The 12,326-nt window shown below is 41.7% G+C and carries 9 protein-coding genes; 8 read left to right on the forward strand and 1 reads right to left on the reverse strand.

The genetic code is table 11. The annotated features are described in order from the left end of the window. Window positions 1-50 precede the first annotated feature (50 nt). The 5 genes from F0919_RS07850 to F0919_RS07870 all read left to right on the forward strand — a co-directional run bounded on the left by F0919_RS07850 (window position 51) and on the right by F0919_RS07870 (window position 7,966). A complete protein-coding gene (locus tag F0919_RS07850; RefSeq protein ID WP_150032205.1) occupies window positions 51-1,283 on the forward strand; it encodes a TolC family protein in 1,233 nt (410 codons plus the stop codon). Between the two features lie 9 nt (window positions 1,284-1,292). Further along, complete coding sequence (locus F0919_RS07855; protein ID WP_150032206.1) at window positions 1,293-2,225, forward strand: efflux RND transporter periplasmic adaptor subunit; 933 nt, start codon at window positions 1,293-1,295, stop codon at window positions 2,223-2,225. Window positions 2,226-2,239: 14 nt separating this feature from the next. After that, window positions 2,240-5,287 (forward strand): efflux RND transporter permease subunit, encoded by a 3,048-nt coding sequence (locus F0919_RS07860; RefSeq protein ID WP_150032207.1) that lies wholly within the window; start codon window positions 2,240-2,242, stop codon window positions 5,285-5,287. 105 nt (window positions 5,288-5,392) lie between these two features. Further along, complete coding sequence (locus F0919_RS07865; protein WP_150032208.1) at window positions 5,393-6,790, forward strand: cation:proton antiporter domain-containing protein; 1,398 nt, start codon at window positions 5,393-5,395, stop codon at window positions 6,788-6,790. A gap of 192 nt (window positions 6,791-6,982) precedes the next feature. Then, window positions 6,983-7,966, forward strand: coding sequence for a hypothetical protein (locus F0919_RS07870; RefSeq protein ID WP_150032209.1), 984 nt, complete (start codon window positions 6,983-6,985; stop codon window positions 7,964-7,966). Between the two features lie 128 nt (window positions 7,967-8,094). Here F0919_RS07870 and F0919_RS07875 read toward each other — a convergent pair whose 3' ends face one another. Beyond that, the gene (locus F0919_RS07875) at window positions 8,095-9,606 is read right to left on the reverse strand and encodes an exo-alpha-sialidase (RefSeq protein ID WP_150032210.1); all 1,512 of its coding nucleotides are present in this window, start codon (window positions 9,604-9,606) and stop codon (window positions 8,095-8,097) included. Window positions 9,607-10,049: 443 nt separating this feature from the next. On the opposite strand from F0919_RS07875, the gene F0919_RS07880 reads away from it, so the two are divergent. From F0919_RS07880 to F0919_RS07890, 3 genes are all read left to right on the forward strand, one after another. Next, on the forward strand, window positions 10,050-10,688 hold the full coding sequence (locus F0919_RS07880) for an OmpA family protein (RefSeq protein WP_150032211.1): 639 nt from the start codon (window positions 10,050-10,052) through the stop codon (window positions 10,686-10,688). 29 nt (window positions 10,689-10,717) lie between these two features. Further along, window positions 10,718-11,311 carry a PRC-barrel domain-containing protein gene (locus tag F0919_RS07885; RefSeq protein WP_150032212.1) on the forward strand — a complete coding sequence of 198 codons (594 nt, stop codon included), beginning with the start codon at window positions 10,718-10,720 and terminating at the stop codon, window positions 11,309-11,311. A 246-nt stretch (window positions 11,312-11,557) separates the two neighbouring features. After that, the gene (locus F0919_RS07890) at window positions 11,558-12,316 is read left to right on the forward strand and encodes a S8 family peptidase (RefSeq protein WP_150032213.1); all 759 of its coding nucleotides are present in this window, start codon (window positions 11,558-11,560) and stop codon (window positions 12,314-12,316) included. Window positions 12,317-12,326 lie beyond the last annotated feature (10 nt).

The raw sequence follows: 12,326 nt of genomic DNA on the forward strand, positions 1-12,326 counted from the left end.
AAGGCTGTAATGTTGCAGCCTTTGGCTATTTCAGATTCAATCTTATAAAAATGAAATGGCTGCTGATCTCCTGTTGTGTGTTGACTGTTTTTACGGCTACGGCTCAGGATAATAATCTTCAATTTTACCTTGATTCCGGTTTAGAGGCAAGTCCGTTGCTTAAAGATTACCAGAATCAGATAAGCGCAAATGCAATTGACAGCGCCAAGATAAGAGCCGGATATAAACCGCAGGTTATTGCCAGCAGCACGAACTCATATGCACCGGTTATTAAAGGCTGGGGATACGATGAGGCTATTACCAACGGAAGAAATATCAATGCCGTAGTCGGGGTGAATAAAGTTTTTGCCGGACGTAAAAATTTAGAAAGCCAGTTTGAAAGCATCAGTCTTTTGAATCAGGGAATTGAGAATAACAAAAAGATGACGGAGCAGGAGCTGAAGCGTACAATAACGGCACAATATATTACCGTCTATGGGGACAAGCAACAGTGCGATTTCCTTAATGAGAGCTTCCTGTTATTGAAAGATGAAGACGAAGTACTGAAGAAGCTTACTCAAAACAATGTTTACCGGCAAACAGACTATCTCACGTTTCTGGTTACCTTACAGCAACAGGATATAGCCAGAAGCCAGTCTGCTATTCAATTGCAGAACGACCTGGCTACACTGAATTATCTTTGCGGTATTGTTGATACTGCGCAGGTTAATCTTATAGAACCTGATATTTCCTTAACGCAATATCCTGCACGGGAACAATCTGTTTTCTTCAGGCAATACCGGATTGACAGCCTTTCGCTGATTAATAAGAGATTGCTTATTGACTTTAATTACAAGCCGAAACTCAGTGCATTTGCAGATGCCGGATATAATTCTTCGCTTGCCATAACGCCATACAAGAATTTCGGCTACAATTTCGGATTTACCTTAAGTATACCTATCTATGACGGACATCAGCGGAAAATGGAATACAGGAAACTGGATCTGGCAGAACAGACAAGAAGCAATTATCTTGACTTTTTCAGCCGCCAATATAATCAGCAGATGATCCAATACAGGCAACAACTTCGTTCGACGGAAGAGTTAATATTTCAGATGAGTGATCAGATAAAATATTCCGAAGCATTAATAAAAGCGCACACAAAATTGCTGTCAACCGGAGACGTGAAAATTGCTGATCTGGTTATCGCTATTAATAATTACCTGACTATCAGAAATCAACTTACGCAATATAAAATAGCAAGGTGGCAGATTATCAATCAAATCAATTATTGGAACAGGTAACACGATTTTATGTTTAAAAGACAAACTCAATTACTGCTTACATTGATAATTTGCGCATGGCTCACTTCCTGTGCCGGCAAAGCTGAAGAAGACAATGCTGCTGTCGGCCAGGTGGAAACACCTGTCACTGTAGCGCACATCAGCCGTGATAGTATGAGCGAATATATTGAGATCAATGCAACATCTGTATTTCTATTAAAGAATTTTGTAAAAGCCAATGCAAACGGATACCTGCGTTCCTCCAATATTCGTTTGGGGCAACACGTGGGCAATGGTCAGGTGCTCTTTACGGTTACTACCAAAGAAGCACAGAGCCTCGGCAATACACTTAATAAGATTGATTCTTCGTTCAGGTTCAACGGCACAAATAGCATAAGAGCAGGCGGGAACGGCTACGTTACGCAACTGGATCATCAAACAGGCGATTATGTACAGGACGGAGAGCAGCTTGCTGTTATCAGTAATCAGAACAGTTTTGCTTTTGTGATGAATGCACCTTACGAATTGCATACATTGATTTCACGACAAAAAGAAGTAAGCGTTGTTTTGCCGGATGGTGAATCTATACAAGGGAAAATAACTTCTGCTATGCCGCAAATGGATTCCGCTTCGCAAACGGAGCGTCTTGTAATAAAAGTGTCTGCCGATCATTCCATTCCTGAAAATCTTATCGCCAAAGTGCGCCTACTTAAAAACGGCAAGCCAAATGCGGTTAGTGTTCCCAAGGCCGCAGTACTTACAGATGAAACACAAAGCGAATTCTGGATTATGAAGCTATCAGATGATCATACGGCTGTAAAAATTCCGGTTACAAAAGGCATGGAAACAGCCGATAAAGTTGAAATACTGACACCTGCACTTACGGAAAGGGAACGGGTACTTATCAGCGGCAATTACGGACTGGAAGATACGGCAAGAGTAAAAATCATTCATCAGAACTGAAAACGCGCGATATCGTGAAGAACTTTTTTGTGTCTTATAAAAGCCCATTGTCAGTGGTACTGGCGCTTATTATTGCGGGTGGCATGTTTGCTTACAGCAAATTGCAGACGGCTTTATTTCCGGAAATTACATTCCCTAAAATAAAAATCATCGCCGATGCCGGACTGCAGCCGGTCGATAAAATGATGGTGACGGTAACAAAGCCTCTGGAGAATGCGATAAAGCAGATTCCCGACCTGCAACTAATCAGAAGTACAACCAGCAAAGGTAGCTGCGAGATATCAGCCTATATAGATTGGAATGCAAATATTGATCTCAGCCTTCAGCGAATACAGGCAAAGATTGCGGATGTCAAAAACCAGTTGCCACCGGAAGCGCAGATTACGGTTGAGAAGATGAACCCTTCGATACTTCCGGTAATGGGCTATACGGTTGAAAGCCATAATAAATCGCCTATCGAGATGAAAATGCTTGCTGACTATACCATCAAGCCATTTCTGTCGCAGGTTGCAGGCGTATCGGAAGTAAGGGTGAGCGGAGGACGTACCAAAGAGTACTGGCTGGAATTGAATGTACAAAAGATGAGCACATTGGGCATTACGCCGGAAATGGTAAGCAATGCGCTTGCACAAGCCAATTTCATAAAATCCAACGGTTATCTCTCAGAATATAAATACATGTATCTTACCGTTACGGACGCAACTGTAAAGACACTTGATGACCTGAAGCAGGTTGTTATCAGGAACGATGGCAAACGCATTGTTACAGCACAGGATATAGCTGAAGTACGTGTAAATGAAAACCTTGAATTTACCAAGATCAATGCTAATGGTAAAGATGCTTTGCTGATTGCCATTATTAAACAACCCAATGCCAATCTCGTACAGCTTTCTTCCGACATGGAACTGAAAGTAGCAGCACTAAGACAAACTTTGCCTAAAGGCGTAACAATCCAACCCTATTATATTCAGGCCGATTTTGTCAATGATTCTGTCAGAAGCGTATCCGACAGCTTATGGATAGGACTGGCATTAGCCATTATTGTTGCGGTTATCTTCCTTCGCTCCTTAAAGGCAAGCGCCACTATCCTGATAACCATTCCGGTTACACTTACGCTTACGCTGATTGTATTATACATCCTCGGATATACTTTAAATATCATGACTCTGGGTGCACTCGCCGCAGCGATTGGTCTTATCATTGATGACGCCATTGTGGTAGTGGAACAGATTCACAGGACGCATGAGGAACATCCCGAAGAGCCCACCACAAGTCTTATTCAGAAGGCAATTAAATATCTGTTTCCGGCTATGGTAGGCTCGTCTGTCAGCACTATTGTTATATTTATTCCCTTTATACTGATGAGCGGGGTAGCCGGAGCCTACTTTAAAGTGATGACCAGTACGATGATCATTACGCTCTTATGTTCGTTCTTTGTTACCTGGATAGGATTGCCGGTAATTTATCTTTTGCTTACCGGCAAATCGGATAAGCGCTTCCATGCTAAGTCGCATGAAGTGAAAAAGCAAAAATGGGTTTCTTTTTTTCTGATGCGTCCGGTAATCAGCCTTGCTTTTGTATTGGTACTGATTTTTTCTGTTGTGTTTATCCTGCCCAGACTTCAGACGGGCTTCCTGCCTGAAATGGATGAAGGCAGCATTGTGCTGGATTATACATCGCCTCCCGGCACCTCACTTCAGGAAACAGACAGGATGCTGCGTGAAGTTGAAAAGATTATTCAAAAAATACCGGAAGTGGCTGCTTACTCCAGACGTACCGGCACGCAGATGGGCTTTTTTATAACGGAACCTAATAGGGGGGATTATCTTATCCAACTTAAGAAATCGCGCAACAGATCAACAGATGAGGTTACGAGTGATATACGGCAGAGGATCGAATCGACACAGCCGGCCTTGCGTGTTGACTTTGGTCAGGTGATAGGTGATATGCTGGGAGACCTTATGACATCGGTACAGCCTGTTGAGGTGAAGATATTCGGGGCAGACAGGCAAAAGTTGCAGGAATTATCCCGGCAGGTAGCACAGGTGATTTCGGATGTAAAGGGTACGGCAGATGTATTTGACGGTATCGTTATTGCAGGCCCGTCGATAAGTATAGCTCCGGATTACAGCAAACTGGCACAATTCGGTATTACTCCTGCAAATCTTCAAGCGCAAATCCAGACTTCATTAGAAGGGAATGTGGCAGGCAGCATTCTGGAAAAAGAACAATTATCTGTCGTGAGAATGGTTTATCCCAATAACCGAAAAACAAGCGTAAAAGATTTGTCGAACCTGCAGGTATTCTTACCTGATGGAAGACTATATCCTATGTCGGCTCTGGCGAAAATAACTATCAAAAGCGGGGATGCAGAAATAGAACGCGAAGACCTTCAATCTATGGGTGTTGTTACTGCGAGGTTGGATAATGCCGATCTTGGAACTGTAATCAAACAGATTCAACAACAGATCGATGAGAAGATAGCATTGCCGGTTGGCTACCATATAGCATACGGAGGTGCGTATGCCGAACAACAGCAATCTTTCCATGAATTACTGATTATCCTGCTTTCTTCCTGTCTGCTTGTATTCGGGGTAATCCTTTTTCTGTTCCGTGATGTGAAAGTCGCGCTCACCATTCTGCTGATATCGGTTCTGGGAATTGCAGGAAGCTATATAGCATTGTTTTTTACAAATACTGCGCTTAATGTAGGCAGTTATACCGGGCTTATCATGATTGTAGGGATAATAGGGGAGAACGCCATTTTTACTTTTCTGCAATTCAAAGAAGCGATGCTTACGCAATCGGTTGACGATGCAGTAGTATATGCTGTTTCCACACGGTTGAGGCCAAAACTTATGACTGCGTTTGGTGCGATTATTGCGCTTCTTCCTTTGGCAATGGGAATAGGGGCGGGGGCGCAATTGCATCAACCATTGGCAATAGCTGTAATCGGCGGTTTTATCATAGCCCTACCGCTATTGCTTATTGTGCTGCCTTCTGCCCTGAGATTAATCTACAGAAATTCAGGGCCCGGAAAACCGGTACCTGAACAATCATAATTTCAAATAAACCGGCCGTTTCATTAAATAATTCCGTCTCTGTATGTCTGATAACAATACATAAGAATTAAAGAATAAGTTTGCAGTTCTTTTTATTCAAAATGTATGACCAGATTCCGTAACCTTATTTTTTATTTATCCACTTTTATCATCTTCTCTTTACTGATATACTTTATAGTAATGAAGGGGCAGTCTCTGGAAGATGCAGGGCTTGTTAAAAATGTATCTCCTGTGATTGCCGCACCGGATTCATTGCTGAGCAACCTGAAGGTAAATGCGGTGCATCCTTTGGCTATATTGTTATTACAGATAATAGTAATTATAGGCCTTGCCAGATTTTTTGGTTTTCTCTTTAAAAAAATACATCAGCCTTCTGTTATAGGTGAAATCATTGCCGGTATTTTATTAGGGCCTTCTTTTCTCGGGCATTGGTTTCCTCAGGTAACTTCTTTTATATTTCCGTTACCGTCATTGGGGAACCTGCAATTCCTGAGTCAGATAGGGTTGATACTTTTTATGTTTGTAGTAGGCATGGAACTTCAACCCGGGGGCTTAAAGAACAAAATGAAAGATGCCATCGTAATAAGCCATGCCAGCATTATCTTTCCCTTTGCTTCAGGTATCCTGCTGGCATTGTTTATTTATAAAGAATTTGCACCTGCAGATACCAGGTTCTTCCCGTTTGCACTTTTTATCGGCATTGCTATGAGCATCACGGCATTTCCCGTACTGGCAAGAATTATACAGGAACGCGGACTGTCTCAGACAAAACTGGGCAACATTGCCATAACCTGCGCTGCTGCTGATGATATAACTGCCTGGTGCATTCTGGCTGCAGTTATTGCCATTGTAAAAGCAGGTTCAGTTGTGAATGCGGTTTATGTCCTCTTGCTGACTATAGCTTATATGTTGCTGATGCTGAAAGTTGTTCGGCCTTTTTTAAATAAATTGGTGAAAAGATACAGTGATAAATCAATACTGAACAGGCAGATAATAGCAGTATTTTTCATAACACTGATTGTATCTGCTTATTTAACGGAGGCAATTGGCATTCATGCCCTTTTCGGCGCGTTTATGGCCGGTGTAATTATGCCTGAAAAAGAAAACATCCGGAAAGTTCTTATTGATAAGGTAGAGGATGTAGCACTGGTGTTACTTTTGCCCCTTTTCTTTGTATTTACAGGATTGAGAACAGAAATAGGTCTATTGAATACACCCCATTTATGGGTGATTTGTGCGCTTGTAATTGCATTGGCGGTGGCAGGTAAGTTTGGAGGAAGTGCTGTTGCAGCACGATTTACAGGCCAGAGCTGGAAAGAGAGCCTATCTATTGGTGCATTGATGAACACAAGGGGACTAATGGAACTGGTTGTGCTTAATATCGGTTATGACTTGGGCATTTTACCTCCGCAGATATTTACCATTATGGTGATAATGGCGCTGGCAACGACATTGATGACCGGACCGGCTTTGAATATCATCAACCGGTTATTTACTAAATAAAAACAAGCACCTGCTCGTTGGTTATCTTTATCCGGCTATCATAGATGCTGCAGGTTTAGTTTTCAGATAGTATGAGTATTTGTCTTGCTACAGTGTAAAATTGATCCCGGTTCCAAATCAGGTATTTATACGGAGCAGCATACAGATGTTTCGCTTTATTTTTGATCTGAATCAAACCAATATCAAAATTCAATGGCCATTATCAATTTCTTCGCCAATCCCGGCAGTTATACGCCGGGATATTATCCTACTGTGTTAGACGCAGCAACTGCAATAGCTGCACCATTCCTTGTACAGCAGCAAAATCAGGTAATTCCCGGTGCGACTATATCAGGCAAACAAGTTTCTTATAACGGGAATGTTTTTACCGTAAGCACCAATTACATCAACCCCGGTAACGGATATTATATCCCTACACCGGAAGCCTTTTCCGATGTATGGCCTACAGAGCGTTTCCCTAATGCCGCTTATGACGGAGTAGCAGCCGTTTTTAATGCCACTATAGATTGCGTAGGCTTTGGATCCAGAGTGCTGATTGCTACTGGAGGTGATGATCCTTCACAAAACGCTTTTTGTCTTTTTCAGAGTCAGGTGAATGCCGATGCTGCGCATTTTTCTGCTCCCGGTTGGGTGCCTTCGGCATTTGAGTTTGCAGTAGCATTGCCGGTGCTTCGTCCGGGTCGCTGGAGCTATGTCTGTGGTAGCGTATATGCTCCGGGCATACAGCAACAGGAATCAGGTAAAAATTATACCGGCATTGCTAAAGGCGGTTTCTCCAATGCTCAGGCAGGTGACATTATATGCCTTGCTTATGAGGACGGGGAATCCAATGGTCACTTTATGGTGCTTACCGGGGCGCCGCAAAAAGTATCTATGACTGAGTTTAATAACTTACCGGGTTATGTCAGCAATGCTTATTGTATCTCCGTTTACGACAGCACTGCATCCGGCGGTTCTTTACATTTCAACGATTCCCGCGCTAATGATAATGATACCGATTCAGGTGTAGGCTATGGCCAGCTTTATATGTTTACCAATAGTAATGACGAACCGGTAGGATTTATTTTCGGTCCCTGGAACGGCGGCATGGAAGCACCGCATTTTCTGTATAATCCTGATGTAGCACAAACGTCTACACTGGAAGTGGTTGCGATATCGCTCGGACGCTTTCAATAACATTATTATTCCCGCTAAAGCAAAAATATTTTTGTCTCCGCGCCGCCTCTCATTGAGAACACCACAGAATCAAAAGAGGCCATATCATACGATATGGCCTCTTTTATTATCGGTCAGTAGTTATTATTTTATTGAAAGTATTTATCCAGAGCACCTTTCAAGCTTAGTTCCCAATCCTCAGAAAGAAACATGAATGTTTTTTTCACTGTAGTATCTTTATTTGTATCATAAAGATAGAACCATAAAGAGTTTAATGCGTTACTATTAAATTTCATTTTTAGTGTTTGTCCGTCATATGCAAAACCAAGAAAATTCTGCATAAATTTAATTAAATCAATTCCTTCAGGTTTGATTAAATTGCAAAGTTGACCATGTAAACTGCCGCTTTTATTTGGTGCCTGGAAATAAATCGGATCGGCTGACTTACCATTAATCATAGCCTGTCCCTGGTATCCGTCATTAGGATATTCTTTATTGTACATTTCTTCTGTATTTCTGTTGCCGGGAAAAATAAAAATAGTACCGGGTTGTAATGCAGGATCGGTTGCCGTTTCGCAAGCCTGCCAATTAACAATTCCGGTCAAGCCCCAGCCATTTTCGACTTTAGATGGGTAATGTTCCCAATTATAATCTGCATCAGGCGACGTGTGGAAGAAATCTTCTTGAAATGGATCAGGAAGCTGGCTCTTGGCTTTTATTACTATACCACTCTCTTCCAGTTTCCTTCTTATTTCATTTCGTAAAGTAGATTTGGCTGCAGGTAGTGTTATGGTAGCGTAATCAGAAATATAAGCCCATGTTGCCCAGGTACTGCCATCTTCTGAGGACGTAATACAAAGACGGGCTGTATTCATTTCCTGATATACAATTTCTAAAGTACCATTGTAAACAGCAATCGAAGCAGCACATCCCCCCATATTAGGTACAATAGGCGCTGTGCTGTGCTGCCAGTTGATACCATTGCCATAAGAGGCTACATATAATTGCCCTACAACTTTCTGATTCCACGGCTGATAAGCTACATATAACTTTCCTTCAAATGAAGTGATGGATGGATTACATGCCTGCATACCACTAAAAAGAGGAGATGGCGTTGTCCAGTTCAAACAATCTTCCGTAGTAGTAATAACGAGTTGCAGGCTGTCCGGGGTCTGGTAAACAAGATAGAGTACTCCGTCCATAACAGTAACGGAAGGATTGGTCTTGGTTATATAATTACTGATGTATGCCGGTGCAGACCATTCAATGCCATCGTTTGAATAGATGATACAAAGACGTCCGGTATTTATTTCCTGATAGATATTATATAATGCATCCCTGAATTCTGTCATAGTGCTGGCGAAACCACCGATATTAGTAGCAACCGGGTTACTGTTAGTTGTCCATGTGGTTCCATCTTCAGAGGCTGCAACGTAAAGCTGCCCTACAACTTTACCACTCCAGGGCTGATATGCAACATAGAAGATTCCTTCGTAAGTGGCTATTGCCGGGTTACATGCCTGCAGTCCACTAATAAGAGGAGCTTCGGCTGACCATTCTTCTTCGTCATTGTTATACGAAGAAACCATAAGCTGATTACTGCCATCTGTTGTTTGAAATACGACCAGAAGATCAGTCGAGTCAATAATTGAAGTGCTCATAATTATTTTTTTATTTATCTCTACTCATAAGGCTTTTCGAGTTGCTGCCGCCACGTTTAAATCCCTTTATGGCCAGGTTTTAATTGTTAAATCAATCATTCAAATAATAGAGTAAAGTGAATGTATTATCATGTGTTATCGTAGCGCAGAAAGACCCGTTTCGAAAAACGGGTCTTTCTGCTTAGTCTTTCTGCGCCTTCCTCAAAAAGTCATCAACGTGAAAATCGTTGCTATTATTAGTATTTCGTGTAAGCGGCAATTGAAATGTTTATACATTTTATTCACAAAGCATATCCAACCTTTTATATAAACGGTTGTTGTAAAATGCAATACTGCTCCGTACAATGAATTACACGGCCTTTGCGCTCCCGTGGATTTGTTACAAAGAACAGTTAACATTTATATTTTAAACACCCTTAAACATTTAAACAACAAAAACAATTATGGCACATTTAGAAGTAACACCCAAGAAAAGCAGTCCTGTATGGCTATGGATTTTGCTCGCTCTGGTTGCATTGGCAATCATCTATTTTTTGGTTATGAGATCAGATAATAAAACAGAGCCTGTTGCCACTACCGATACGACCACTGCAGCTCCGCCTGCAAATAAAGAGGTTTTGGCAGCAACAGAACCCGATTGGGATAGAGTAGATTTCAATTCTGCAAATTCAACTGATCCTGATATTACGGATAAGGATATCACAGTAAGCGGCAATGATGATTACACTATTTATTCCCTTGGCGAAAACATTCTTTTTGCAACTGATCAGAGTGCCGTTCAAGGTAATGCCGAAGCTAAACTTAAACAGATTTCAGCATCTTTGGATAAGAAATATAAAGGCGCTTACATAGGTGTGTATGGTAATACGGATGCCGTGGGAACAGCGGCCGATAATAAACAACTTGGGGCGGAACGCGCTGCTGCTGTAAAGGATTGGCTTGTAAATTCCGGTGGGGTAGAGAACAGTAAAGTTTCTGTACATTCCTTAGGTGAAAAAGAGCCGGTAGCTACCAATGCGACTGCAAGCGGAAGACAACAGAACCGCAATGTAAAAATCGTTGCTTTCAGAATTAAACAATAATTATTAGCATAACCTAAAAAAAATACATCATGTCAGTAGAAAATAGATACGACCACCTTGTTGAATTAGGTGGCAGTGATTACAAGATTGTGGACGGCGAACCCAATATAAAAGGATGGACCGTAAAAACGAATACAGGCAGGAAAATAGGCACTGTAGATGAATTACTTTTTGAACCGGCAACCCGTAAGGTGCGTTATCTGGTCGTAGATCTGGATGACAATAAAATGGGCGTTACCGAAGACAAAAAAGTACTGATACCGATTGGCCTGGTAAATTTATACGACGACGGAGAAAAGCAGGCTGACATTAATGATGCCAGAGATCCGAATGCGGATAGTGTGGTTATCGCTAATGATCCTGATATGAATGCTGCCGGATATAATCCTTACAACGACGGCGAAGTAGTGACGGTGCCTGCAACGGCAGAACAGCTTAACTGGTTACCTGCTTATGAAAAAAGCAATGTAACTCCGGCATCGGAAACTCATATAAGACGTGTATTTGAAGGAACGGGCGGAGAAGTGTTAAATATATCTGATCCTGCTTACAACAAGGATGATTTCTATATACATGTACACTTCAATGATGGCCGGTTCAATAACAGGAATAAGCCACTATAAATAAATAAACAGTATAAATAACATGCGACGGTCAGCAATGACTGTCGCATGTTTATATTTGTTATCTCCGACCTTTTAAAATACGTTCTTCTGTGTAAGATGCTTCATTGCGATCGCTGATTCCATCCTGTAAGTTCATCCGAACATTTGTCTGTTTCTATAAATTTTAATGGACCTTTTTAATACCTTTAAGAACTATTCCCATCGGAGCTATAGAAAATAAACCATCAACAAATTAATCGGAAGATGAATGCTGCATGTGTCGTTGCGGTGCTTGATACGGGTATCAATACGGATAATATAACAGGGGGGAACTATCTTCCGGAAATATCCTTTAATCCTGAAACAGATATACCTGTTACATTAAAAGCACATGGTACGGATGTTTGCAATACCATATTGAAAATAGCCCCGGAGGCAATTTTATTACCGGTTCAGATAACCAATGAATTCGGGCAACTGAATACTCCTTTGCTTGAAGCCGCTTTGGATTGGATATTACAGAAGCATCAGCAGATGAACATTAAAGTTGTCTGTGCTGCCTTTGCGGATTATACACATCATTTAACTGATAAAGATTTTGCAGATAGTAAGGTGCGGCACCAGATTATCTTATTAAAAGAGCAAGGTGTAATAGTGGTTGCTGCAGCGGGAAACCACCAGTTGTCTTTTAATGATAAGGCGATTCAGGGCATGGCATGGCCTGCTATTATAAGGGAAGTCGTCAGTGTGGGCGCACTTAACCGCGAAGGGCAAATAGCAACTTACAGCCAACGGCTGAATAAAGGCATGAAAACGGATTGCGCTACTACGGTTTTTACAATGCCTGATGCGCCGGGAGATACGAGCGGAGCAACAGCCGTAATGGCGGGTGTGATAGCTAAGTTATATACACAGCATCCGGGTTTAACAACAACACAACTTACAGCACAATTAAAATCGGACATGCAGATTGCAAAGGACGAGGAAGAAAACTTATGGCCCGTATTTTTTTACAGGCCATAAGTTGCAGTTG

This window comes from Taibaiella lutea, assembly GCF_008629695.1.
Lineage (GTDB): Bacteria > Bacteroidota > Bacteroidia > Chitinophagales > Chitinophagaceae > Taibaiella > Taibaiella lutea.